Raw genomic sequence first — 26,218 nt, forward strand, 5'->3', positions numbered from 1 at the left:
ATGTCAAATTGTTGACCAATAGGTATTTTTAAGTCAAAAAAGAAAGAAGGGACAGCTTTCTGTCCCTTATATCTAATCTCTTTGAATTAGAGGTATTTCTATTTCTAAATTTTCTGTTGGATATGTTGAGCATGGATGAATATAGCCATACATCTTGTCTGCTATTCTTCTTCCATCTACATCCTTCTTTATATATACATCGCCAGCTATTAGCTTAGATCTACAGAATCCACATTCTCCACTTCTACATTCAGAAGGAGAAGCTATGCCTGCTTTTTCTAAAGATACCAATATTGTATCTGTAGCTTTTGCAGGAATAGTCACATTGCTAGTTCCTATATGAACTACAATATTGAAAACTTCATCCTTCAAATCTTGCGGATAATCTGGGTATTTAGTTATATCATTTGCTTCTCCAGGAGCTTCTTTTCTGATTCTTCTCCTTGGAATATTTAGTTTTGCAAGTTCACCGTCCAAATAGTCATACATTCCCTTTGGTCCGCATATGATAAATGTCCTATCTTCTACATCTACTTGTTCCTTTATAAGTTCTGCACTCAAATATCCCGTACACCCGTCCCAGCCTTCACATGGATGATTGCATACATATACAACTTTTACTTTTCCATTTGATTGTTTTTCAAAGCTATCCAATTCTTCTTTAAATATTATCTCATCTTCTCTTTCTATTCCGTAGAATAAAGTAAAGTTAATGTCTAAATCTTTTTCAATTATATCCCTTGCAAAAGAACGCATTGGAGTGATACCACTGCCCCCAGCCAATCCTATTACATTTTTTGCATCTCTCACTGGATGATAATAGAAAAATCCCAATGGACTCGAAGATTCTACTTTGGTTCCAACCTTCCAATTTTCCCATATATATTGGGTGAAAAATCCACCTTCTTTTTTCCTTATGGTAATTGTATAAAATCCTCTCTTTAGTGCATCATGTGGAGAAGATGATAGGGAATAAGGTCTTGTTATTTTGCTTCCATTTACTTCTGCTTTTATGCTTATATATTGACCCGCTCTGAAATAAGGTAGCTTTTCCGTTCCACTTTCCTTATCTGGTACAAATTTAAAAGTCTTTGTATCTTTTGTCTCTTCAGTTATCTCATCAATAACCATATATACCTTATCTGGATGGAGTATTTTTGCCAATTCTCTCATTGGATCATAGGGATCTAATTCAGCTGATGCTTTCCCTATCATTTGCTGTCTGGTAGGGATTATATCATTAAAACTTTTCATAGCATTTTCATATCTTTCTCTCATTATTTATTCACCTCCATCTCTTTTTCCATGACCTTTAACATTTTTGCAGTTACTTCTTTACCTGATGTTAAACTACAACTATAAGCATGAGCATTAGTTGAGCAACCGCCAACAAAGTCTAACCCCTTGATAGACATTTTAGTTTCTTCAGCATCAACTACTTTTCTTATGAGACTTCCGTTCCATGGATGTTGTTCATAGCCAAATACCATACCCTTATAAGCTCCAGTGTATCTTGACCAAGTTTCTGGAGTCACCATTTCTATTTCTTCAATATGATCCCTCAAGTTTACATTTAGAGCCTTTTCAAACATATCAACCAAATATCCTGCAAGCTCATCTTTCACTTCAAAATAATTTTCTTCCGTTACATTTTTCCAAGCATCCCCCATTACAAGACCAGTTATAGACAATTGACAAATTCCTTTTCCAGTAGTACCTGGCACAGCCTTGTCTAAACATATAGCTGAAACCCATTTGGATGGTACAAATTCATAGAAAGATTTATATATTTCTTCTACATCAGAAGTATCACCAATGAAGTACTCGTAGTCATGAATTCCCAATTCATCTGGTTCTCTGTCAAGTCCTAAATAAACAGTGATTGCTGAACAAGATGGTGTTTGAGCATTTATTTTTTTAGCTTCAAATTCCGATATTTCAGATTTTGGTTCTATCATTCTTCCATATACCACATGAGGATGAGCATTAGATAGAACTATATCGGTTTCAATAATTGTACCATCAGCCAATTCTACTGATTTCACTTGACGATTTTCTACATGAATTTTTTCAACTTTGCAGTTGAATTCTACTTGTCCGCCTAATTCTCTGATTCTCTCTACTATTGATGTAGAAAGAGCATGAGATCTATTAGTTGGTACATATGCACCTGTAGTCAAATAGCCACAAATCATATAACACCAAGTCACAAAAGTAAGTTCGCTTAAAGCTGGGCCTTGATAGCACCAATATGGAGTTATAAGTTTCATTGCCTTTTCCGGTATATTAAATTCCTTATGAACTTCTTCTACAGTCTTGTAAACATTTTCAACAAATCCTTTGTATTTAGTAGCCATCTTCATCTTGTCTGGTTTTTTGCCCTTTGCAGCACAGTCTCTAATATACAATATACCTTCATATACATTGTTGCAAAGTTTCATGTATTTTGTCACTTCTTTTTTACTTCCTGGAACTTCCTTTTCTATGGTTTCGATGAAATTTTCTATTCCGAATGGTAGTTTTACATTTATATTATCATTTGGTAGGACTATTACATATGGTTCTGGAACTCTATTTAATTCGTATTCTACACCTGCATCTTCAAGCAATTTTCTGATAGGCCCCATATTTTCTGGAGTATCAAAGTCTAGCAATTCATGAAGAGTTGCTTCAAAATCAAATCTCCCTCTGACAAAACTAGTAGCAAATCCTCCTAGTAAATTGTGTTGTTCTAGAACCAATACTTTTTGACCAAATAGTGCTGAGTGTAGTCCCGCACTTAATCCACCCATACCAGTTCCAATGACTACAACATCATAGTGAGGATCAAATCTACTCTTTGTGTTTAATGCAGTCACCATAAGCTTTTCCTCCTTTTTTGAAAATTATAAATATTCACAATTATATTTTATTTTATCTATGTAAATCGTCAAAAAAAATACAATGGCTATTTTTAGCCATTGTACTTATCTATATTTTGTTATGGTTTACACTCAATCATTTCTAGAAGCCTTCCATTCATGGGGTTTTCGTCCATTATTTAGAAAAATAATGTAAATACCTCTTGAAGGTATAATATTTGAAACAGTTTTTGCGACAGGAAGAACCGTCCCTGCTGTATCAAACTAGGTTTCTTTTGACCATTTCTGTGACTACAAAACTAGCTACGTCTTCTGCATAACTTCCTGGTCCAAATCCAGCATCGTAACCTAGTTCTTTTGCCAATTCATGAGAAAGCCTTGGCCCACCACATACCAATACTACTTTATCTCTCAATCCTTCTGCTTCAAGTAATTCAACTAGTTGAGTTAGATTTGGAATGTGGACATTTTTCTGTGTTACAACTTGAGAAACGAGTATTGCATCAGCATTTACTTCTATAGCTTTAGCAACAAGATCTTCGTTTAAAACTTGACTACCCATGTTTATAGCGTCCATTCCTTCGTATCTTTCTAGACCAAAGTGATGGTTGTAGCCCTTCATATTCATTATAGCATCTATTCCTACAGTATGAGCATCTGTACCAGTACAAGCTCCTACTATGGTTACTGTTCTCTTTATATTTTCTTTTATATATTCTTCTACTTCTTCTTTAGTCATAGTGTCAACATCAACTTTTGGCACTTCTATCTTTGAATAGTCAACAGTGTGAGTACATTTTCCATATACTACAAAGTAAGTGTATCCTATTCCTAAATCTGCATGGTGAACTACTGATGGTTCTTCTAGTCCCATTTTCTTTACAATTTGTCTTGCTGCTTCTATTGCTTCATCTCCATCTGGAACTGGCAATGTAAAACTCAATTGAACCATACCATCATTCATGGTATCTCCATAAGGTTTAACTTTTGTCAAATCTACCTTTGCTACATCTACCATTATCTGTCACCTCCAAGCATCAATTCGATGAATGGGTTGAAATATCCTGCATCTTTCTTTGCTACACCATCAAGGCCTTTTCCACCATCTCTTGGTCTTTTTACTCCACCAAATTTACCTTGTTCTATTGTAGAGAATAGTCCTTCTTTTTCAATTTGTTTTAGAAGATCGTCTGCATTGTTTAGTACTTCATTTGCTCTGTTTTGAATGATTCCATCTTCCTTAAATGTGATTTCATCTCCTAAATCTCTTGCATTGTTAAATATATATTCGGCATTTTCTATAGCTAAAAATCTATCGTGCATATGTGGAGTATGAATAGCTTCTGTAAGCATTCCAAGAAGTTGAATTCCTTGATGAGTCATGATGGATATCATATTGAACATGGCATCTTGAACATGACCTCTAAATATATTACCAGTCATATATTTTGTTGGAGGCATATATTTAAGTGGTGCATTTGGGAATATTTCTCTTGCCATTTGAGCTTGAGCTAATTCATATAAAAATCCATTTTCAAGATCTGGATTCATTTCAAAAGCATGACCAAGTCCCATTTGTTCTTCTGGAAGACCTGCCTTTAGTGCAAATTGTTCATTTATGAATTGGGATGCAAGTACAGTATGAGCTGCTTCTACTGCATCATCTGTTGTAAGATAATTGTCTTCACCAGTGTTTATGATGATTCCAGCATAGCCATTTATTACTCTTGAGAAATATTGATCAACTAATGTTCTCTGCATATTTATATCTCTAAATAGTATTCCATATAAAGCATCGTTTAGCATGACATCTAGTCTTTCATAAGCTCCCATAGCTGCAATTTCGGGCATACATAGTCCTGAACAGTAGTTGCAAAGTCTTATATATCTGCCTACTTCTTCTCCTACTTCATCTAATGCTTTTCTCATAAGTCTAAAGTTTTCTTGAGTTGCATATGTTCCACCAAAGCCTTCTGTTGTAGCTCCATATGGAACATAGTCAAGTAAGCTTTGACCTGTAGTTCTTATAACTGCTATGATATCCGCTCCTTGTTTTGCAGCAGCTTGAGCTTGAATGATATCTTCATATATATTTCCTGTAGCAACTATTACATAGATATAAGGTTGTTTGCCTTCTCCAAGAGTTCTTATATATTCATCTCTTTTTTCTCTATTTGCTTTTATCTTAAGTACAGTTTTTTCTGCTATTGGATATATAGTATCTCTTATCTTTTCTTCACTTGCAACCGGAAGTCTAGTTATATCCAATTCTCCACGAGAAATTTTTTCTGCTATAGCTTGAGGGTCATCTCCAGTTTGAATCATAGTATTTCCAATCCAGAAAGCTGCTCCTCGTTCTAATCCGCCACCTTCTTTGATATTATCTACTATTACATTTGGAAGTGGTCTATCTATTTCATCTACTCCATCTATTCCCAATAGTCTTGCAACTGTTCGCTCTGTAGATGTTGTAGTATGAAGGTCAATAAACTTTTGGACATCATCTGCAATATTTTTAGCCGCATTTCTAGCACTATCTACGACTTTTTGGTCAAGATTTAATTTGCTTTCCAATCGCCTCAGCCTCCTTTATTTTTCTTCTAATATCTTTTCCGCATCTTTTATGATACATTTATCTAATCCCATGAGTCTGGCAATATTCAGTGCATCTCTTGGCACTTCATTTTTGTGTTTTACCTTTTTCAATCTATAGTCCATGTATTTATTGATTATATCCATTTTATCTTCATTCTTATCCGTTAATTCATTATTTAATTTGTCAAAATCAATTTTAGAAAGTCCTACTACCTGAAGATGTTCTACTCCATCTATGTCTGCAATATTATCATAATGAGTAGTGATAAGAGTGATTGAAGTCTTGTCTTTTAGAAATTTAACTACAGCCTTTGAAATAGCATATCCTTCTTCAGGATTGGTTCCACGAGCAAGCTCATCTATGAGTATAAGACCTCTTTTGTGAGATTTTTCTACTGCATCTTGCACAAGTTTTATTTCTCCACCAAAGGTACTTAGTCCGCTATCTGTTGACTGCATATCTCCTATAGATGCACGAATGAAAAAATTTAGGCCCAATTTCATCTTTTTAGCTGGAACAAAAAGTCCATACTGGGCCATAGCGCACAATAGTCCGGATAGTCTCAAGCTAACTGTCTTTCCTCCCATATTGGCTCCCGTAATACAAGTAACTCCTTCTTTCAATTCTATGGATATAGGAGTAAATTTTAAATTTTTCTTAGATAAAAATTCTTCTACTTTGGGATGTCTTCCTTCTTCTATATATAGATAGTGATCTTCAGATATTTTAGGTTTGGTTCCATGAATTTCAGTGGCAAATTGTGCTTTTCCAAGTATGAGATCCAGCTTTCCGATACTTGCCATATTCCTAAATAGTTTCTTTCTATGGCTTGCTATTTCTCCACTGATTTTTTCTCTAATACTATATTCTTCTTTTTCTTCTCTCTCTTTTAGAATAAAACCTTTTCTCTCTAATTCATTTATTTCTTCTGTAGGTTTTAAGGCAAATTTTACATTCATATAGCTTTCCGAAACATAGGTAAGATGTGGATAATTTTCTATACTCTTTATAGTTTCAATATCTTCTTTAGATACAACCAAAGTCCCATCTGGTCTAATGTCTAATTTGAGGTCTTTTTTTATTTTTCCTTTTAATTCTTTTTTTTCGCTTTTTATCTTTTTTTCTATCTTTTTCTTTTTTTCTCTTATGCTCTTTAAATTTTCCGAATAGGAATCATATATATAAAAAGTTGCAATCCCTGTATCTTCTGGATCCAGCAATTTTTCAAGCTTTGGAATACTTTTTATATCAATATCTTTCCATGTATCTATCTCATACTTTTTAAGAAGAGATTCTAATTCTCTTATGAGAAATAGAAAGGATTTTATCTCAAACAATTCTACTTCTGTCAAAACACAACCTTCCATTGTTCGCTTGACAGAAGTTCTCAAATCTTTTACATGGGCAAATATATCTTCTATCTCTCTTCTGAAATGATTATCTTCAACATATTTAATGATACACTCTATTCTTTTTAATTCCTCTTTTAATTCTGATTCTTCTCCAGGCAAAAATGGTCTCATTTCTTCTTTATATCCTTTGCCATAAGGAGTTCTGGTTCTTATCTTGGACAATACATAGTCAAAATCTATACTTTCTCTTGTAAGCTCATCTAGAAAATCCATATTATTCACCACCAAGAACTACATCCATTACTGGCACATCAGTGATATAGTTTTTCATTTTATTTAAAAATTCTCTAGAATCAAAATAATATCCTTGTGGAGCATAGGGGTTTGTTGTAATGGCAATAAGATTTATGCTATTTAATACTTGCACTTTTATTCCGTATTTCATAAATCTCATCCAATCTTTTGGTTCTATAAATATTTTAGTTCCATCTTTCACTACTAAAGTCACATCTTTGTATCTTTTCGTAGTTTGATACAAATCTTTAACTGTATTTTTCACAAGAGAACCAGGAAGGACTACATATTTAGAATCCTCCCTTATATGGTCTCCTATAATGTTTCCACAGTTAAGAGCAGTTTTTACATTTAGCTTTTCTACATCAAATTGCTCGTCTATTATAGATACTTTTCCCGATTCCATTATGTCCGCTATAATAGATCTGGTCCGTTCATCTTCTACTTCATCCAATTTAAAGAGATTGGCTACATGTAGTGTTTCCTCTATGACTTTGTTCATATCTCTACTTAAAGTGGCTCCTGTAGACAATATAGTACCTTCTGAAACAGAGGGGGCTGCCGAGGACATTCTGTCTAAGGCTCCATCTATTATGACAAATTCCGCACCAAGACTTAACATCATATGGGAAACTTTTTTGGCTTCACTGACTGTCTGTGGCCCTGCCACTTGTACATAACCGCTATCTACTATCCGACCAATGACAATAGCACCTAGGGGAGTTCTATAATCTGTAACATTTACAATTTCTATTTTTGCATCTCCTAGAGGAAGAAGCTCTGTTGTAGTCGCCACAAAAGAGCCTTCTTCTAGGAATATTTTAGGTTTTTCTGTTTCGGTGACTAAATCTAAACTTTCACCATCTCTACCAATGGAGGTGATACCAATAGTCACTCCTTCATCTATGGCTTCTTCTATGAGACAATTTAATGTGACAGTCTTTCCTGTATTTTTTGCCATTCCTACTATAGATATTGTTTTATACTTTCCTTTTACAAGCTCTAGCAGTGACAATTAGAACACTCCTTTGGTTTTATAATTATTTATTTTGATTTCTCTTTGCTGCTCTGTCTCTTCTTTCCATTTGAGTTGGTTCAAGAGCTTTCACTTCTCCACCTTTTATAAGTCCTGCAACTCCATGTAAATTGTATTTGTTCTCATCTGTTGCTTCTTCAATATATTGAGGTTCAGTATAAGTTGTGATAACTCCCTCATAGTTTCTTAAAACTACTTTTGTAGGAGACATACTGATTAAATATTGTGGCATAACAGGAGTCTTTCCGCCTCCACCAGGAGCGTCAATAACAAACGTTGGTACACAATATCCTGAAGTATGGCCTCTTAGGGATTCCATTATTTCCAATCCTTTAGATACTTTTGTTCTAAAGTGTTCAATACCCATGGACAAGTCACATTGATAGATATAGTATGGTCTAACTCTCATCTTTACAAGCCCATGAACTAAATCCATCATAGTATCTGGATTGTCATTTATTCCTCTTAGAAGTACTGATTGATTTCCCAATGGTATACCTGCATCTGCCAATTTTCTACAAGCTTCTGCTGATTCCTTAGTGAACTCTTTTGGATGATTGAAGTGAGTATTTAACCATATTGGGTGATATTTCTTAAGCATATTCACTAAATCATCAGTTATTCTTTGAGGCATAACTACTGGTGTACGAGAACCTAATCTTATGATTTCTACATGAGGTATTTCTCTTAATTTTTTAATTATATATTCAAGTTTGTCATCTGATACCAATAGACAGTCTCCACCTGACAACAATACATCTCTAACTTGAGGAGTGTTTCTAATGTATTCTATACATTTGTCTATTCTATCCATTGGAACTCCTGAATCATTTTGTCCTGCAAATCTTCTTCTTGTACAATGTCTACAGTACATAGAACATTGATCTGTAATCAAGAAAAGTACTCTATCTGGATATCTGTGAGTAAGACCTGGCACTGGTGAATCTGTGTCTTCATGTAGTGGATCTTCCATATCTGCCGCACTTTTATGAGTTTCATATATAGTTGGAACAGCTTGCATTCTAACAGGGTCTTTTGGATCATCTGGGTCCATAAGAGATGCATAGTATGGGGTGATTCCCATTCTAAATTTCTTTAAAACTTCATTTATCTCTTCTGCTTCTTTCTCTGTAAGATTGATTACTTTTCCTAATGTCTCTACATCTGTAATCCTATTTCTAACTTGCCATTTCCAATCGTTCCATTCATCCTCTGTGACATTTTCCCAAATTTCAATGTCTTTATATGATCTCATTTAAGAAATCCTCCTTTTTGATAGGTTTAATTTTATCTATGCATACAATTCTTCAAATATCTTTTTAAGAGCTTCACTCTCTCTCATGATTTGTAGTGATATTTCAGCATGTCCTTTAGTGTATCCATTTCCCATAATCATAGTTACGTCTTTTCCTACTCCTTCTGCACCTAGAGCTGCTTTTGTGAAGCTTGTAGCCATACTGAAGAAATATACCAATCCATTGTCTTTAGTTGCAAGAATGCTTGACATTTCTGTGTTTGGAATATTAACTACGTTTATAAGAATATCTGCCATTTCTCCATTTGTAGCTTCTGCTACTTTGTTCATTACTTCAACTGCATCTGTTGCATTTGCCTTAATATATACATCTGCCAAATTTGCATTTTTAACTCTTTCTATAGTCTTATCACGTGAACCTATGCAGATAACCTTTCCTGTAACTCCAGCTCTCTTCTTTGCTTCATATAGACAAAGCATTCCTGACTTTCCAGTTCCTCCAAGAACTACAACTGTATCTCCAGGTTTAACTAATTTTGCAGTTTGAGCTGGTGCCCCTGCTACGTCTAATACTGATAATGCTAGGTTTTCTGGCATATCTGTAGGAATCTTTGCATAAATTCCGCTTTCAAATAATATAGCTTTTCCCTTTATATCTACTTGATCTATTTCTGGTCTAACTTCGAGTATTTCGTCAATTCTAAGTGGTGTCAATGATAGTGAAACCAATGTAGCTATTTTATCTCCAACTTTAAGATCAGTCTTTCCTTCAAGAGCTGGTCCAATTTTTTCAATTGTTCCTATAAGCATTCCACCTGAACCTGTAACTGGATTTTGATGTTTTCCTCTTTCTGCTACAATTCCCTTCATAATTTTCTTGATTTCTTCTACATCTCCATTAGCTTGTTCTCTTATTTGTGTAAAGCTTGCTGAGTCAACATTTAAAGTTTGAACATCAATAAGAATTTCATTGTCATAAATCTCCATATCATTGTCGATTTTTAATGCCGGTTGTGGCAATACTCCCTTTGGTTCTATAACTCTATGTGTTCCGTATGGACATCCTTTTTTCATATTGCATTCCTCCTCTAAATTTTTGTCTTTTCATTGTCAATTTATATTAATGCAATTTATGTGCCAACTTGACAAAATTAGATAAAAACTGTATTTTTCAAGGTTCTCAGTGAAATACAGTTTGAAACTTTGATAAAAAATAAACACATCTGCCAGCTTTTCGGCACTACTTGAGTTTATATTTGTTTATTTTGTATTGAAGAGTTTGCCTTGGAAGTTTAAGTTTTTCAGCAGAACGAGTTATATTCCAATGAGTTTTTTCAAGGGTTTCAAGTATTATACATTTTTCTGTTTCCTCAAGCAATTCTGTAAGGGATACATCTTCACCTTTTTTCTGTTCGTCCCTATGTTTTTTAAATTTTTGTGGCAAATGTTTTACTTCTATAGTTTCTACATCATATAAACTCATTATTCCTTCTATAGTGTTTTCAAGTTCTCTGACATTTCCTTCCCATTCATAGGAAAGAAATATTTCCATTACTTCTCCTGATACTTCTTTAACAGACTTTTTCAATTTCATATTTAATTTGTCAATAAAATATTTTGTAAGAACAGGAATATCATCTCTTCTTTCTCGTAGTGGAGGTATTTCAAGATTTACTACATTTAATCTATAGTACAAGTCTTTTCTAAGAATTTTTTCTCTTACAGCTTCTTCTGGTGGAATATTGGTTGCAGCAATAATTCTAGTGTCTATGTCTATAGTCTTTGTGCCTCCTACTCGCCTTATAGAGCTATCTTGAAGGACTCTTAAAAGCTTTGCTTGAAGCTCTAATGGCATAGAATTTATTTCATCAAGAAATAAAGTACCTCCATTAGCTAATTCAAAGAGTCCTTGTCTATCTTCTGCTCCTGTGAACCCTCCTTTTACTGTTCCAAATAATATTCCTTCCAGCAAATTGGATGGAAGTGCTGCACAGTTTTGAGCTATAAAAGGCCCATATTTTCTGGAACTAGCATTGTGAATAGAATGGACAAACAATTCTTTACCGGTACCTGTTTCCCCATATATGAGAACTGGAGCATCTGCATCAGAAGCCTTTAGAGCCAATGACTTTAGAGCTAGCATCTTTTTATTTTCGCCTATTATGTCTATGAAATTGTATTTGCCTTTTTCTTTGTCATCTTTGTTCTTTTTTTCACTGTTTTTATAGAGTTTTGATTGGAGATCTACTATGGTTTCTGACATTTTCTTGACTTGAGTTATATCCCGAGAGATTTCTAATGCTCCAACTACTTTGCCTTTAGATTTTATGGGGATAGAAGAGTTTATAGTTGTTATTTTTTTGCCTTTATAATTTATGAAAGTTTGCTCTACATTCAATATAGGCTCTCCAGTTTTCATGACTATAAGAAGTGTACTTGTTTCTTCTGATAGAGATGGATATATCTCTAAAATATGCCTTCCTTTGGCCCTATCCCTATCTATATCGTCAATTGTTTGGGCAAATCTGTTGTAGTAGACTATTCTTCCATTTTTGTCAATGATGTGGATGCCTTCGTCTAAATAGTCTAGTATTTCATAAATATTTTCTCTTATGAAAACATCATTCATATTTTCCCTCCTTTTATGACGCCTGATTTTTGGCACCAATAGCCAAATATTAGGCACTATTAAGTGCCTATAGTAGTTCTATATTTACTTTTTGTATGGTAGATATTTCCTTTCTCAATATATTTCCACCAATTCTTCTAAATTTTTCCGGATCATCGCTTACATAAAATTCATATTTTCCTCCATCAATTTTTTCAGAAAGCAATCCATTTTCTTTGAGAAGAATTTTTGTACTTTGGGCAGTTTCATATGCTGGATTTACCAATGTAACCCTGTCACCCATGACTTTTCCAATAGTATACCTTAAAGCTGGGTAATGAGTACATCCAAGTACCAGGGTATCTGTATCGTGTTCTTTTAATTCTTGAAGATATTTCTCTGCTGTCATATTGGCTACATCTGAATCTTCCCAACCCTCTTCAACTATAGGAACAAATAGTGGACAAGAAATACCTATGACTTCTAAGTTTGGATGAATTCTTCTTATTTTTCTTTGATAAGCTTCGCTATTTATTGTACCTGTAGTACCTATAACTCCAATTTTATTGTTTTTTGTAGCTGATACAGCTGCGTTGGCTCCAGGCTCAATGACTCCCAATATTGGTATTTCAAATACTTTTTTGGCTTCTTCCAATGCCATGGCGCTAGCAGTATTGCAAGCAATGACTATAGCCTTTATATCTTTGCTTAAGAGGAATCTTATGCATTGAAAAGAATATTTTATGACTGTTTCTCTAGATCTGGTTCCATAGGGAATTCTAGCTGTATCTCCAAAATATATTACATCTTCTCCTGGAAGCTGTTCTACAATTTCTTTTAAAACCGTTAGTCCACCTATACCTGAATCAAATACTCCAATTGGTCTATTGTCCATAAAAAATTCCCCCTTTTATTATATTGTATAGATAAAAGGGGGAATTTACAACTTATTTTTAGAAGGTGAGAGTACCATTTTCATCTTTGATTATTTGAAGTATTTGTTCTTCTTTTCCACTCATTGCATTTATATATATGATAAAATCTGAATCTTTGTATTTTCCCTTGAATTCATAACATAAGAGCTCCTTGCTTCCTTTTGGAATCATAGCAAGCCTTATGCTATTTATATCAAAATCAACTCTTACTTTTTTTCTTGCCTCTTCTTTTGTCAAGGAAGGCTTTTCAATATTTCTATCTTTGTGATTCATCAAGTAAGTAGAAGAATCAAATCCTACTATTTCTCCATTGTCCAATGCCACTTTAACTTTCACAAGATCTGGATATATAGTGACCTCATCTTGTTTGTAAGCAAAGTTAAATAACATTGTTCCATCATATTTTAGAGAATAATTGGGTTCCATATCTTGATATCCTTTTTCTTTAAGAAATTTCGCTGCTCTTTCTTCTGCTTGTTTAGCTGAAATATTTACATTTGAAACTCCTCTAGGATTAGCCATCCATACAACTTTTCCTCCTGCTTCACTGACTCCAATATATATAGCCATTTCTTTTGGAGTGTTTTTAGGAAGAATACTAAAAGTATAGGATGGAATTCTTGCTGTAGAAATGTCTTGACCTTTTTCAAAAGGAGTTACTTTGTCTATTTTTTTATTGCCTAAAAAATCCCTTGCCACCTTTTCAGCTTCACTTTGGGTAAACTTCTTGTTCCCGAGTCCAACTGGTTTTTTATTTAACTCTTGATCTGAAAAGGGTCCATCATATATAAGTTCTGGTGCCTTTCCCATTTGTTTTTCTATGCTTCCCAAACTTGTAGCAAACATCTTTTTATTTGCTTCTTCTAGTTTATTTTTCTGTCTTCCTTTAGTATTTTCCACAGTAAAGTTTTGTTCTAATATTTTGTCATGGAGAGCTGACAATTCACCGTTGAAATTTGCAGAGCCTTCTTGCAGCTTAAATAGTGCCTCTCTTTGCTTGCTTGTTAACTCTTCTCCATCTAAATGAGACTGCATAAGTGAAAAACTGTAATCTGCCACTTGAGTCAGAAACTTTTCTGTTTTGGCAATTTCCGAGTGAGTCACTGGCAATTGAGAAAGCTTATCTTGGGCAGAATAAGCCTCATTCATTATCTGAGAAAGCAGTAGCACATTTTGTTCTCTGGATTCTGAAACCAAAGCTTTCGATAAAGATACCTGTACATTTTCCACATGTTTTTTGGCATCATAAAAAAGCCTCTGATAATCATTAGTTAAATTCGTCTGTAATTGTCTTTTATCAGTTAATTGATTGTACCCCCAAACTATTGATACTACAAGGGCGATACTAAGTATGGTTGGAAGTATCCATCTTTTATCTCTCACATTTTCACCTCCTATCTTCCAAACCAGTGCTTACCTATTTTAAGTACAACTTTTCTTGACCATATCCAGCGACTAGTAGCTGTAGCTGGGTTCCAATAGTAGGTACAACCATAAGTAGGATCCCAACCATTTAGTGCATCTCTGGCAGCTTTTATAGAATCTTTTCCAGGAGCCATATTTATTTGACCATCTGCTACAGCTGTAAAAGCTAGGGGCTGATATATAACTCCTGCTACTGTATTTGGAAAAGAAGGATGCCTAGTTCTATTGAGTATAACTGCTCCTACAGCTACTTTCCCTACATAAGGCTCTCCTCTTGCTTCCCCATGAATTGCCCTTGCAAGTAGATAGACATCATCTTTTCTATTGATACCTGCAGTAGATGTCTTCCTAGCCGCAGCCCTTGAAGTAGTGGCTAAGGATAGCCCCATAGCCCTAGCCGTGCCCTCTCCTACTACTCCATCTACTTTAAGTCCATTTTTCTTTTGAAATCTTCTGACAGCTCTATAGGTTCTAGCTCCATATACTCCATCTACTTTCCCATCATAATATTTCCAATTTCTAAGTTTCCATTGAACATTTTTTACATCCTGCCCCCTACTGCCCCAATACAATGTTCTAGAGGATTGATAATAATCATAACTAGCTGAAGTTTCTAATTGTTTTTTTGCAGGTTCATAAAAAGTAAATATTGAAACAATAAGTAATATGATTATAGTCCCTATAAATACTTTCTTCTTCAAATGGTAAATCCTCCTTTCATTTTATTTATGACTTTATTTTTTGTAAAATAAAAGTTTTTATGCAAGAAAAAAGGATGTTTATTCTAACATCCTTACTATTTGTATTTTGGTTTTCTGAAACAGCTCCACAATTTTTGACTTTGGTCTTATTTGTTGACTGTTCTCTACAGTATTTAATTCACTTGTAGCAGAAACTCCATGATTTATATCTACAAAACATAGAGGTGGAAACATGACGCACCACCAATTTTTCCCTCTTCCTTCTCCTATAATTACTTTGAGTGCTTCATACTCTCCTGCTGGAAGTGTTAATTTTCCATAACTCTTAGTGGGAAATGTGTCTTTGCCTAAAATCACCCTTACGCCATAATCTTTTCCTTGCCTCTTAATTTCTTCTTCCGCAATGTGCTTTATTCCTTTCATATTTTTCTCTATGATACTTCTAGACTCTTCTATGCTTGAAGAATCTCCAAATTTTTCTCCAACCTCTGATAGTATTTCATCCCTTACTTTGAGTTTCAGTTCTTGGTCTTCAGGAGAATCGCTATTGGCTATAACATGAAATCTGATGACTTCCTTTTTTATATCCATCTCATTTGAAGTATGTATGTTTTCATAGGGGTAAACTATATATACCATCGTGATGATAAACAGTGACAATATGAGAATAAGTTTTTTTTCTTTCATTTCTATCCTCCTCAAAGTCTTGTCCTTTTTATCTGTTTCTATTTATTAGTAAGTATTGACCAAAAACATTTTTTTATTCATATTTTTCTCATATTCACCTCGTAAGACCAGCCCTTCTTATTTTAGTATCTACAATTACATTTATGTCTAAATTGGGAAACACTTCATCCCAATCCTCATTCACTTTTTCCCATAAATTTGGTTTGAACTTATATATATATTCAGCTATTCCTATAGCATCTGCATTGTATTTTTTTTGCAATTTGACCACTGAATTTTCTACTTCCTTTTTTATGGTTTCTGATATCTTCTCTTCTACTTTATCAATAAATTGTTGACTAAAAACATCTTCTTTCTTGCCATTTGGACATTGCTGAATATATCCTACAGTAGAAATGTTTAAATCTACTTTTATTTTTCCTCCTGTTTCACTCACTCGTTTTTTAGAAATAACATTAGTTATGACATAGGAGACAACTGTACCATTGTAAGGTATGTCTATTATTTCAGACTTAACTTTGTTTCTAGCTAATGCAATAGCCCTATTTTCTTTTTCCCCTACCCATCCTACAAGTCTATAGTCTTTTAAAACTGCTCCCCCAGACAATTTAAATTCATTTTTTTTAGGCACAGCTCTAGGAACTATAGTTGAACCACAAAAATCAAAATCTTTTATGACCTCTGAAAAGGTTTGAGAAGTAAATCTTGCCGCAACACTATCATTTTGAAGCATACTGTTTAAATATCCTCCTATAACTGCCAACTCCTCCATCTTTGTACTCACTACATCCTTTGCAGTTCCTTGAGCCACTACAACCATTGCTTTGGTATTGATTCTAGGATCTCTATTTATTCCATCAAAAAATTCTTTTATCATTTCTGGTTCTTTGAACAATTCTTCTCCAATGACTATTACTTTCAAATGTTTGAAAAAAAATGGATTGTTTATCCTAGTTGTCAGTTGTCTGCTTCCATCAAAAACTGTTTCAGCAACTGTAGACTTGACAAATTTAGCTTCTTTTTGTGATGGATTTTTTCCCACAGCTCCTATATTGGGATAAACATAGGTAATCACATATCTTCCTTCTTCATCCGGATCTTTGTTTAAGTCTACTCCCGAAAGAGTGACAAAATTTCTCTCATTTATTTCAATTGAATCCCAACATCCGCTTAAGAATATCATTGTAAATATTAAGAATATCATTAAAAATCTTTTCATATCTAACCATCCTTCCTTAAACGAGCTATTATGTATAGCATTGTTGGACATATAAACAATGTGAAAGTTCCCAATATTTTAGACATAGTATCTATTTGACTATATACTTGACTTAAATTTTGTGGGATGAGAGATATAATATATACTATTGGAATTAAAGGCAATATAAAAAAATCATGTCTTTTTGTATTGAATATACTTTTCAATATAATTCCGCTTATATACATTATGGGACCGATAGTACCAAAGACAACCAATACCCAGGCCGACATGACAAGGGCATCTAAATTTTCTATAAAAAATCCAGGAAGTTCTATTTCTCTCATTATGGACAACATTGGCCAAACTTGTCTTTTAGTATCATAAATTCCAAGCTGGGCGAGAGATATAAAAAATGTAATTAAATAAATAATTGTTATATAAAAAATACTTTTTATGCTATATCTTAATGAATCTTTTGGTTTTTCTATGTAGGCCATAGCTATAAGTATTATTTCAAATCCAACATAGCTAAAAGAAATATATCCAAGACCTTTAAGTATATTTTTTATATCACCAAGACCTATCCTAAAGAGTGGAAATATATTTGTATAGTCCATAGTTGGAAGTGCTAAAATGGTAAATATAAACATGATTGTTCCAACTATAAATATAAGTATGATTGCCATCCTCCCTATAGCTCCAAAATCTTTTCTTGCTATATATGAAGAAACAAGTAACATTGTGATTATGATGACTTCTGTTGGAGTTCTGTCAAGTAAAAAAGCTTTGATGACCTCAGCAAAAACTCTGACTTCAAAGGCCAGCATAAATATATAGAATATGATATAAAGTATATTGAATACATCAAACAAAGTAGTACCCACTATTTTTTTCCCATATTCAAAATAGACTTCTCCAGGAAACATCTTGTTTAATTTATACATTATGTATAAAAAAGGTAAGGTAACAAGCCCTCCAACGATTATTATGATCCATCCATCATTGCCTAGAATATTGGCTAAAACATTTGGAAGAGATAGTACTCCTACACCTATGGCAATAGTCAAAATAAGTGCTTCCAATTGACCATTAGATATTCTATTTTTCCTTTCCATATAATCACCTATTTAATCCTTTTTTTATCTTTGGGATATGTAAATGTTGGTCTATACCTCATTCTACTCATAGGTACCCTAGCCAATACATCCTTTAAATCTCCAGTATTAAGCCCTAATCCTGAAAAAGGTGAAGTAAATGGAATACCAAAACTGTTTAAATCAGCTAAATGCGTAAGCATAAGTATGATTCCAAGCATTATTCCGTAAAGGCCCAATATGGAAGCTAATACCATGACAAAAAATCTATAAAATCTAAGAGCTGCTGCAAATTCATAGCTGGGAATAGTAAAGGAAGCTACAGTAGTTACAGCTACTATGATGATCATGAGGGGACTCACTATTCCTGCTTCTACTGCTGCCTGCCCTATGATAAGACCTCCTACAATTCCAATTGTAGTTCCAATGGGTCCTGATATTCTAGTACCTGCTTCTCTTAAAAATTCTATAGTTATTTCCATCAAAAAAGCTTCTATTACCGCTGGAAAAGGTACATTGACTCTAGTTCCTGCTACATAAAAAGCAAGTCTTGTAGGTAATAATCCTGGATGAAAAGATGTAACTGCTATGTAAAGTCCTGGGGCCAATACAGCTACAGCTGCCGCAATATATCTAATAATCCTAGTTATACCTGCTACGACCCATCTTGTATAATAATCTTCACTGGATTGCATGATTGTTCCTATAGTTGCAGGAACTACCAACACTGATGGTGTATTGTCTACAACTAAAGCTATTCTACCTTCGTATAGTGAAGCTGCTACAGAATCTGGACGTTCTGTATTTTCTATTTGAGGAAAAGGCGAATAATAATCATCTTGTATATGCTCTTCCAATATAGCACTTTCTACAATAGCATCTACATCTACCTTTCCTAACCTAGTGAAAACTTCTCCTAAAATGCCATCATTTACAATATCTTCTATGTACATAACAGCCACATCGGTCTTTGACCTTCGACCTATTTTGACCATTTTGACCTTCAAATTTGGATCTTTGATTCGTCTTCTTATGAGTGTAATATTTACTTTTAAAGTTTCTGTAAAGGCATCTCTAGGACCCCTCACTACGGTTTCAGATTGAGATTCATTGATACTTCTTGTAGGCCATCCTCTTGAAGATAGTATAATTGCCTTGTCGTATTTATCTATAAAAAGAGCTGTTTCACCTGAAAGAATTGCATCTATAGTTTCTTCTATAGTTGATACTTCTTCTATTTCAGTTATTGAGATATTTCCTTTGGTTATCAGTTCAATGAGATTGTCCTTTATTCCCTTTGGGGTAGGTTCTAGACCCCTTGCTCCTTCCATGAGAGATTCCAATACAAAATCGCTTACGCTTTCTTTGTTTATGAGTCCATCTACATAAACTATACATAAAGAGAAATTTTGTTTCACTCCCACCTTAAAATCCCTGTATACTACATCGTCACAATCTTTAAGTATTTCTTTTACCTTTCCTACATTTAAGTCCATTTTAAGCCTCCTCATTGTCTAAATAAAATATATAGTATGGGACTTACAACAATATAGAAAATTCCTATGCACTTTGCCATATTGGCTTCTCTTTTGAATTTATCTTTTTTAAGTCTGGGTATATCTACTAGAAATATGCATAAACATATAAATACTATAGCTAATAGCAAATAAATACCAAATATATGTTTTAACATTTCTCTAATTCCAAAAAACAAAATTCCCACTCCTTTCAGTAGATCCATAATTATATGTTCTACAAGAAGTGGGAATTTTATTCAAATAGTTCTAGCAATGAAAACTTTTTCTATTCTTTTTTCCAATATTCTTTTGCAATTGTATAATTTATCTTCATCGTCAAAGAAGCCAAATACAGTAGGCCCGCTACCGCTCATGAGACTACCCAGTGCTCCACATTTTATCATATCTTCTTTGATTTTTTCAATTTCTTTATATTCCTTACAAGTTACTTGTTCTAATACATTGACCATATTTTTTGAAACAGTATATATGTCATTTTTTTGTATAGCTTTGAGAAGTGTATCTGTTTGAGGCCTATTTTTTATATTTTCTACATCAAATACGCTGTAGACATGGCTAGATGTAACTTCTATACCTGGATTGGCAAGTAATAGCATATGATCTTTGAAACTATCCAATTTTTCAAGTTTTTCTCCAATTCCCTTTGCCAGTGCAGTTCCTCCCATGATACAAAATGGAACATCGGCACCTATATGAACTCCTATGTCCATAAGTTCAGCTTCTGTTAAATTTAAATTCCAAAGCTTATTTAGCCCTTTAAGTGTTGCAGCTGCATTTGCACTTCCTCCTGCTAGTCCTGCTGCCACAGGAATATTTTTTTCTATGATTATATGAGCTCCTCTTTTTACATGACACTTTTCACTTAAAACTCTAAAGGCCTTATGTACTATATTTGATGAATCTAAAGGAACCAGAGAATTGTTGCATTCGATTTTTATTTCATTTTTTCTGTCTCTAATAGTCAAAATATCTTTTAAATCTATCTGTTGCATAATAGTTTCTATTTCATGATAATTATCTTTTCTCTTTCCTATTACATCTAGAGAAATATTTACTTTTCCATAAGCTTCTATCTGAATTTCATTCATTTCTTTTCTCCTTTTGTTTTAGGTTTTCACAATATAGTATTATATCATAGAGACGATTAATGAGAAACAAAAAAAAGCCTTTAGAATATCTAAAGGCTAAAAACTATTGTCAACTATTTTTTCTATGATGATTTTTTCACCAGGCATCAAATGATCAGGTGATACTATATTGTTTGAAAGTACTATTTCTTCAACTGTAGTATTGTACCTTCTAGCTATATCCCAAAGAGAATCACCTTTTTGCACTATATATACAGTGATACTCGGTCTTTTGCTTTTGTCTACAAGCTCATCTGTTTCCTCTAAATCAAGGACTATATTTACTTTTCTCTGCCTATTTAAAAAGATGAAATTGTCAATGTTTGCTTCTACTTCTATACTTTGTTCATCAATTATTTTATAATTTATATCTTCTAAAATTAGTTCTACCAATGGACTCATAGTCTCATCTATACCTTCTGATTCTATATAAGTCTTAAATGGAATTTCTTCTTTTATAGTTTTTATTTCCTTGACGCCAGTTTCAAGGTAGAGAAGCTTTAATGAAATGAGGCCTTCAAGTATTATTTTATCTTCTATAATCTTGCTATCTATCAATATTGGATTTCCCTCTATATGATAAATTTCTCCGAAACCCATTCCCTTTAATTTTCCCTTTATAGTTTCTTTTTGATGGATATCTTTTACATTTTCAATTACTTCTATTTCTTCATTTTGAATATTTATCTTCTTTTTTGTAGAATAAGCATCTAATACAATTTCTTTTTGTTTTTGCTCATATACTTTTCCAGCAACTTTAACTTTTGCTTCTAAATCCAATACTCTAAGTTTTCCTTCTAAATCTTCTTTTATTTCATATTCTCCATTAACTACTTCTAATTTTAGCTGACAATTCGAATCTTTTTTGGCTCCTTCTATATCTACAAAATGGTTAAAAGCTACTTCTCTTTTTAAAGAATTTAATTTTCCTCCCCCATAGTATACAAAAGAAGCTTCTACTATTCCTGAAACTATAATTCTGTCTTCAACTACTTTAGATTCTACTTCATAAGAAGTTAAATCAAGTTTTAATACTTCCTCAATATCTGGCAAGGTACCTCTTAGTTCAAAAGCATCTCTTACTACTGCATAGGAATCACTAGAGCCTAAAAGACAATTGTATCTTATCTTTTCTTTTAAAACTTCAAGACCCTCTCCACCTTTTATATCTTTGACAATTTCTATGGTCTTGGTATTTTCCACTCTTGCTTCGATATTTATCAAGGCCTCTAATACTATTTTTCTTTCATCCACTTCGTCATATTCTATATGTTCTATACGAGCACTAACTTTTCCCATCATTTCTTCATCTATGTCGGACATTTCTATCTCTTCTCTGAAATCACTGGTTGTCTCCACCGTCTCTATTGGTATATTTTCTTCTTTTGTTTTGTAGACAATATTGAAATTCACAATACCGCTCACTACCATTTTATCTTTAACTATCTTGGTATTCATGATTTCTACTTTTCCATCAGTCCACAATATCTTTTCTAAACTAGCTTTAGTTTGATTTAGATATATTTCTGTTTCAACTAATACTTGAACTTCGTTTTTACCTTTTAACTCCTCTACTTTCAATATATCTTTAACTAGTTCTATTGTCACTCCTATCCCCCCTATTTATCCAATTATATATTCTATGAAAAAATATATGTCTAAAGCCCTGAAAATATTACTAAATAGGAGGATATTTAAAAGTTTATTTATGAACTACCAAGGCCAACTCTCTGAATATTTTACACGCTACTGCACTACTTACCCCTGTTGGATCATAATGCGGAGCCAATTCAACCAAATCTGCACCTACTATATTGTTTAATTTGTTTATTTTAGAAAGTATGTCTAACATTTCTTTAAAGCTTATACCACCTGGTTCTGGCGTTCCAGTTCCAGGAACTACTGATGGATCTAAAATATCGATATCTATAGTCACATATACAGCCTTTTCTTTGAGTTTTTCCACAACTTCATCCAAGCCATCATAGTTAAACTTTGTCAAATGAGTGTGTTCTTCTGCCCAAAGAAATTCTTCTCTATCTCCTGAACGAATACCAAACTGATATATTCTTCCGTCTCCCAAAAAGTCCCAAGTTCTTCTCAATACATTTGCATGGGAAAGCTTTTCTCCAAAAAAAGTATCTCTAAGATCTGTGTGAGCATCAAAGTGAAGCACATATATATCTTTATGTTTTTCATATACCGCTTCAATAGCTGGATATGAAACCAAATGGTCTCCTCCTATCATCATAGGAATCTTTCCATCTTCTACTATCTCTTTGGCAAATTCTTTTATGACTTCCATGCTCTTTTCTGTATTCCCTATAGGTAAAACTAAATCTCCTACATCGCAAATTTTGGTGTCTTTTAAATCTTTATCTAAATAAGGGCTGTACATTTCAAGACCATAGGACTCATTTCTCATAACCGAAGATGCAAAACGAGTCCCAGGCCTAAAAGATGTTGTACCATCAAAAGGTGCTCCAAAAACTACAATCTTTGCTTCTTCATAATCACTATCAAGCCCTAAAAAAGTGTGAACATTTTTAGCTTTATCCACAATAAACCATCTCCCTATTATATTTTAAAACAATACTAAAGACCTATTTACAACTTTTACTATATTCATATATAATATCCATTGTGAAAGACTTCCAAGTGGTCTTTCTTCCCCGTAAAGAGCGTGCTTTTAGCAAGCTCATTTCCCTATTTTTAAAAATACCGACTGTTAAGGTCGGTATTTTTTCATTCTATAACAACTATCGAGCCATCAGGAACATTGTCATAAATATATTTAGCCACTGCAATAGGAAGTCTTATACAGCCATGGCTAGAAGGTTCTCCTAATTTCTTAGCTTCTTCTTCTATAATCCTTCCATCCTCTGTGAATGGAACTGAATGAAAAAGATATGAACCTTTAAATCCTACCCAGTATTTCATTCCTTGCTGAAATCTAGGTACATAGGCCCATTCCCCTCTTCTATCCTTTTCAATTTCAAAAATTCCTTTAGGTGTAAATGAGTCCCAAATCCCACTGGAACCTTCATTTTCTAGTATAAGTTCTCCTTCATTGTATATGTATATAGTTTGATCCGATTCATCAAATTTTATGAACCAATCTGAAGAATTTTCATCATATTTATGTGGAGGTATGGCTCTGGTTCTTACATACCTAGAATCAGCGTATCCTATTTGTCCATCTTTTAATTTGACTTTAAACCAGCCAAATGGAAGTGTTTCCAATAACTCTAATTTTTCATAATTATCTAGTACAGCAATAGTTCTGCTTTCTTCATCTTTTTCACTGTGGATTTTTATCTTCCCATCTTTTTCTGAAGTATTTAGTGCTTCCCCTTCATATTTTGTTTCTATTTTTCTTTTGATTCTTTCCTCTTTTTCTGAAGATCTATTGGTTGTAATAATAATATCATCTTCCATTTTTGTACTATCTACAGCTGTAGCTTGTTCCTTTTCTCCAAAGTTATATTCTATTAAGACAATACTAGAAATTGTCGTGATTACAGCAAATAAAACGATAACTCCCTTCTTTTTCAAAACATCATCACCTTGTCCTCTGTAGTTTTTACTAATTATATCACAAAAATAAAGTGAAAAAAAGCAGCAAAGCTGCTTTTTATTCTAACAAATGCTTATTTTTCTTTCTTCTCCATCACATATAGTTACTTCAACAGTTTCTGTCAATATATCTGAATAGGTATACGATACTCTCCTAACGCTGTCATATTGATTCGAAATCTTTACGACAAATATACTTGGATATGCACTTTCCAATATTCCCTCCCGTACAGTAGTTTTTTTTCTGCCTTTGTTAGCCTTCAATATGACCTTCTTCCCCACTGAATCTTCTACATCCTTTTTAATCTTAGTCAAAGAATTCTTTTCTAACAAAGTTATCACCTTCCCTAAATTTTTCCCCTCAATAGGGGTTAGAAGGAGTGCAAGGGACACTCATAATTGAAATTATAACATGAGTTGTCCTTTTTGTCAAATAAATTATTATACTACTAATGCATCTACTTGTCAATTGTAAAAAAGCAAAAACTAATATTCAAAATATTCTAAAATGCCCAATGTTATACCATAAGACAACTTTTTTATAAAATTTTCTTCTAAAAAACATTTTTCTTCTTCCAGATTAGATAAGAACCCAAGTTCTATCAGCATGGTATTTACACCTATGCTCTTTAAAAGATAAAAATTTCCTTCCTTCACTCCTCTGTTTACTACGCCAATTTCTTCTAAATTTTTAAGTAGAATTTCCCCCATTTTTCTACCTTCTGCATCTTCCCCAAAACAATATATTTCACAGCCTTTCATATTTGACTTAGGAAAATAATTCATATGAAGTGAAATAAAAAAATCTGGTCGAATTCTATTGGCCATTTCTGATCTCTTGCTCAAAAGCACTTCTTCATCCATTTCCCTCGTAAGATAAACTTCTCCACCCAATGTTTCTAATTCTTCTTTCAATATTTTTGCTACTTCAAGAACAATATCTTTTTCTTTTGAGCCCAATTCTCCCATATGACCAAAGTCCTTTCCACCATGACCCGGATCTATCATTATAGTTTTCCCATAAAGAGGATTTGCTATACCTGGAAGAGAATATTTTTCTATCTTTACTCCAGTATAATAATACTTAAGTATATCTAGAAAAGAATATCCTCTATTGGCAAGCTCGTTCCCACCATATTGACAAAGTCCAAGTCCATCACCTTTTCCCTTTGAAGTAAATCTTAGATATAGGGGAGTCATATAAAATCTTGTCGAATTCAAATGAAGTCCCTCCATTATTTCCTTACCGCTAAAAACTTTTCCTCCTACATTTATACTCAATACTCTATTTTCTTCATCTCTTACAATATCCTCAAAAAACCCCTTTATTTCTCCTTTAGAATAAGGATTGTCTAAATGAAATTTGACTTTTAGTGCATTTTCAATATCTTCAATGGAAAAATCTTTTTCTTCTATTAAATTGGGTGAGTTTTGACAATAAAGACAAAGCACTTTTCTTAGATAATTGACTTCATTTTTTATGACATTTTCTGAATTTTCCGTGCTTCCTCCACAAGTATCATGGTATCTGGCCATTATAGGTTTACCTTCCATAGTTATAACAAGTCCTTTCGTCTCCTCAACAGCCTTTTTTATCTTTTCAATATTTTCAATATATTTCTCACTCCACATTTCTTTAAGTTCCCATTCAGAGTAAAATCTATAAGAACTATAAACAGAATTGGATTTATCAATTTTCAAATACTCTCTAACCATATTAGTCCTTGCGATAACAGCTTGTGCCTTTAGACACTCTATATGAAAATCTATATCAATCTGTGAGGGAAGCAATTTCTCAATTATCTCTTCAAGGGGTTTTTGGAAAACTTCTTGTTTTTCTATATAAAACATAAAATTCCCCCTTTTTAAACCGGTATTAATATATCTTATGAAATTTAGATTGTATAAGTGAATATTGTGGTATAATTATAT

General features: G+C 33.3%; 23 protein-coding genes. All 23 read right to left on the reverse strand.

Translation table 11 applies throughout. The features are described from left to right. Positions 1-72: 72 nt before the first annotated feature. On the reverse strand, positions 73-1,278 hold the full coding sequence (locus BUA21_RS04520; protein ID WP_072743550.1) for an iron-sulfur cluster-binding domain-containing protein: 1,206 nt from the start codon (positions 1,276-1,278) through the stop codon (positions 73-75). Further along, positions 1,278-2,861: a phytoene desaturase family protein gene (locus BUA21_RS04525; protein WP_072743551.1), complete on the reverse strand. Its 1,584-nt coding sequence runs from the start codon at positions 2,859-2,861 to the stop codon at positions 1,278-1,280. Before BUA21_RS04525 ends, BUA21_RS04520 begins: the two co-directional genes overlap by 1 nt. Positions 2,862-3,120: 259 nt before the next feature. Further along, positions 3,121-3,879 (reverse strand): lysine 5,6-aminomutase subunit beta, encoded by a 759-nt coding sequence (gene kamE, locus BUA21_RS04530; protein ID WP_072743552.1) that lies wholly within the window; start codon positions 3,877-3,879, stop codon positions 3,121-3,123. Next, positions 3,879-5,435 carry a lysine 5,6-aminomutase subunit alpha gene (gene kamD / locus BUA21_RS04535; protein ID WP_072743553.1) on the reverse strand — a complete coding sequence of 519 codons (1,557 nt, stop codon included), beginning with the start codon at positions 5,433-5,435 and terminating at the stop codon, positions 3,879-3,881. Before kamD ends, kamE begins: the two co-directional genes overlap by 1 nt. A 15-nt stretch (positions 5,436-5,450) precedes the next feature. Beyond that, on the reverse strand, positions 5,451-7,082 hold the full coding sequence (gene kamC, locus BUA21_RS04540) for a lysine 5,6-aminomutase reactivase ATPase KamC (RefSeq protein WP_072743554.1): 1,632 nt from the start codon (positions 7,080-7,082) through the stop codon (positions 5,451-5,453). Position 7,083: 1 nt separating this feature from the next. Further along, the gene (kamB, locus tag BUA21_RS04545) at positions 7,084-8,118 is read right to left on the reverse strand and encodes a lysine 5,6-aminomutase reactivase subunit KamB (protein ID WP_233242533.1); all 1,035 of its coding nucleotides are present in this window, start codon (positions 8,116-8,118) and stop codon (positions 7,084-7,086) included. A 25-nt stretch (positions 8,119-8,143) separates the two neighbouring features. Then, complete coding sequence (gene kamA / locus BUA21_RS04550; RefSeq protein ID WP_072743555.1) at positions 8,144-9,394, reverse strand: lysine 2,3-aminomutase; 1,251 nt, start codon at positions 9,392-9,394, stop codon at positions 8,144-8,146. 36 nt (positions 9,395-9,430) lie between these two features. Then, positions 9,431-10,468, reverse strand: coding sequence for an L-erythro-3,5-diaminohexanoate dehydrogenase (gene kdd, locus BUA21_RS04555; RefSeq protein WP_072743556.1), 1,038 nt, complete (start codon positions 10,466-10,468; stop codon positions 9,431-9,433). A 166-nt stretch (positions 10,469-10,634) separates the two neighbouring features. After that, positions 10,635-12,023: a sigma-54 interaction domain-containing protein gene (locus BUA21_RS04560; RefSeq protein ID WP_072743558.1), complete on the reverse strand. Its 1,389-nt coding sequence runs from the start codon at positions 12,021-12,023 to the stop codon at positions 10,635-10,637. 67 nt (positions 12,024-12,090) lie between these two features. Next, positions 12,091-12,897, reverse strand: a complete 807-nt coding sequence (gene murI / locus BUA21_RS04565) for a glutamate racemase (RefSeq protein ID WP_072743559.1) — start codon at positions 12,895-12,897, stop codon at positions 12,091-12,093. A 58-nt stretch (positions 12,898-12,955) separates the two neighbouring features. After that, a complete protein-coding gene (ypeB, locus tag BUA21_RS04570; RefSeq protein WP_072743560.1) occupies positions 12,956-14,320 on the reverse strand; it encodes a germination protein YpeB in 1,365 nt (454 codons plus the stop codon). Positions 14,321-14,331: 11 nt separating this feature from the next. Further along, positions 14,332-15,063, reverse strand: coding sequence for a spore cortex-lytic enzyme (gene sleB / locus BUA21_RS04575; RefSeq protein ID WP_072743561.1), 732 nt, complete (start codon positions 15,061-15,063; stop codon positions 14,332-14,334). Between the two features lie 78 nt (positions 15,064-15,141). Beyond that, positions 15,142-15,750, reverse strand: coding sequence for a stage II sporulation protein R (spoIIR, locus tag BUA21_RS04580; RefSeq protein WP_072743562.1), 609 nt, complete (start codon positions 15,748-15,750; stop codon positions 15,142-15,144). Between the two features lie 94 nt (positions 15,751-15,844). Continuing rightward, entirely contained in the window at positions 15,845-16,969 is a 1,125-nt protein-coding gene (locus tag BUA21_RS04585; RefSeq protein ID WP_072743563.1) for a Ger(x)C family spore germination protein, read from the reverse strand. Positions 16,970-16,971: 2 nt separating this feature from the next. After that, positions 16,972-18,066 (reverse strand): GerAB/ArcD/ProY family transporter, encoded by a 1,095-nt coding sequence (locus tag BUA21_RS04590; protein WP_072743564.1) that lies wholly within the window; start codon positions 18,064-18,066, stop codon positions 16,972-16,974. A gap of 8 nt (positions 18,067-18,074) precedes the next feature. Then, positions 18,075-19,541, reverse strand: a complete 1,467-nt coding sequence (locus BUA21_RS04595; protein ID WP_233242534.1) for a spore germination protein — start codon at positions 19,539-19,541, stop codon at positions 18,075-18,077. Between the two features lie 11 nt (positions 19,542-19,552). Further along, complete coding sequence (locus tag BUA21_RS04600) at positions 19,553-19,759, reverse strand: CLC_0170 family protein (protein ID WP_072743566.1); 207 nt, start codon at positions 19,757-19,759, stop codon at positions 19,553-19,555. Positions 19,760-19,819: 60 nt separating this feature from the next. Then, positions 19,820-20,671, reverse strand: coding sequence for a 4-(cytidine 5'-diphospho)-2-C-methyl-D-erythritol kinase (ispE, locus tag BUA21_RS04605; protein ID WP_199228843.1), 852 nt, complete (start codon positions 20,669-20,671; stop codon positions 19,820-19,822). Positions 20,672-20,767: 96 nt separating this feature from the next. Next, the gene (locus BUA21_RS04610; protein WP_072743567.1) at positions 20,768-22,318 is read right to left on the reverse strand and encodes a DUF3794 and LysM peptidoglycan-binding domain-containing protein; all 1,551 of its coding nucleotides are present in this window, start codon (positions 22,316-22,318) and stop codon (positions 20,768-20,770) included. A 94-nt stretch (positions 22,319-22,412) separates the two neighbouring features. Beyond that, positions 22,413-23,270 (reverse strand): agmatinase, encoded by an 858-nt coding sequence (speB, locus tag BUA21_RS04615; RefSeq protein ID WP_072743569.1) that lies wholly within the window; start codon positions 23,268-23,270, stop codon positions 22,413-22,415. Between the two features lie 185 nt (positions 23,271-23,455). Beyond that, complete coding sequence (locus BUA21_RS04620) at positions 23,456-24,265, reverse strand: L,D-transpeptidase family protein (RefSeq protein ID WP_072743571.1); 810 nt, start codon at positions 24,263-24,265, stop codon at positions 23,456-23,458. Between the two features lie 84 nt (positions 24,266-24,349). Then, positions 24,350-24,619: a Veg family protein gene (locus tag BUA21_RS04625; RefSeq protein WP_072743573.1), complete on the reverse strand. Its 270-nt coding sequence runs from the start codon at positions 24,617-24,619 to the stop codon at positions 24,350-24,352. Between the two features lie 153 nt (positions 24,620-24,772). Beyond that, on the reverse strand, positions 24,773-26,137 hold the full coding sequence (locus BUA21_RS04630; RefSeq protein WP_072743575.1) for an N-acetylmuramoyl-L-alanine amidase: 1,365 nt from the start codon (positions 26,135-26,137) through the stop codon (positions 24,773-24,775). Positions 26,138-26,218 lie beyond the last annotated feature (81 nt).

This window comes from Sporanaerobacter acetigenes DSM 13106, assembly GCF_900130025.1.
Taxonomy (GTDB): domain Bacteria; phylum Bacillota; class Clostridia; order Tissierellales; family Sporanaerobacteraceae; genus Sporanaerobacter; species Sporanaerobacter acetigenes.

Excerpts from the sequence above, each read along its gene's own strand:
- BUA21_RS04525 (WP_072743551.1), bottom strand. The coding sequence starts at position 2,861 with ATGGTGACTGCATTAAACACAAAGAGTAGATTTGATCCTCACTATGAT.
- BUA21_RS04560 (WP_072743558.1), bottom strand. The coding sequence starts at position 12,023 with ATGAATGATGTTTTCATAAGAGAAAATATTTATGAAATACTAGACTAT.
- kdd (WP_072743556.1), bottom strand. The coding sequence starts at position 10,468 with ATGAAAAAAGGATGTCCATACGGAACACATAGAGTTATAGAACCAAAG.
- BUA21_RS04520 (WP_072743550.1), bottom strand. The coding sequence starts at position 1,278 with ATGAGAGAAAGATATGAAAATGCTATGAAAAGTTTTAATGATATAATC.
- spoIIR (WP_072743562.1), bottom strand. The coding sequence starts at position 15,750 with ATGAAAGAAAAAAAACTTATTCTCATATTGTCACTGTTTATCATCACG.
- kamA (WP_072743555.1), bottom strand. The coding sequence starts at position 9,394 with ATGAGATCATATAAAGACATTGAAATTTGGGAAAATGTCACAGAGGAT.
- BUA21_RS04590 (WP_072743564.1), bottom strand. The coding sequence starts at position 18,066 with ATGGAAAGGAAAAATAGAATATCTAATGGTCAATTGGAAGCACTTATT.
- ispE (WP_199228843.1), bottom strand. The coding sequence starts at position 20,671 with ATGAATGAAATTCAGATAGAAGCTTATGGAAAAGTAAATATTTCTCTA.
- kamE (WP_072743552.1), bottom strand. The coding sequence starts at position 3,879 with ATGGTAGATGTAGCAAAGGTAGATTTGACAAAAGTTAAACCTTATGGA.
- kamC (WP_072743554.1), bottom strand. The coding sequence starts at position 7,082 with ATGGATTTTCTAGATGAGCTTACAAGAGAAAGTATAGATTTTGACTAT.
- BUA21_RS04630 (WP_072743575.1), bottom strand. The coding sequence starts at position 26,137 with ATGTTTTATATAGAAAAACAAGAAGTTTTCCAAAAACCCCTTGAAGAG.
- BUA21_RS04595 (WP_233242534.1), bottom strand. The coding sequence starts at position 19,541 with ATGGACTTAAATGTAGGAAAGGTAAAAGAAATACTTAAAGATTGTGAC.
- murI (WP_072743559.1), bottom strand. The coding sequence starts at position 12,897 with ATGGACAATAGACCAATTGGAGTATTTGATTCAGGTATAGGTGGACTA.
- BUA21_RS04585 (WP_072743563.1), bottom strand. The coding sequence starts at position 16,969 with ATGAAAAGATTTTTAATGATATTCTTAATATTTACAATGATATTCTTA.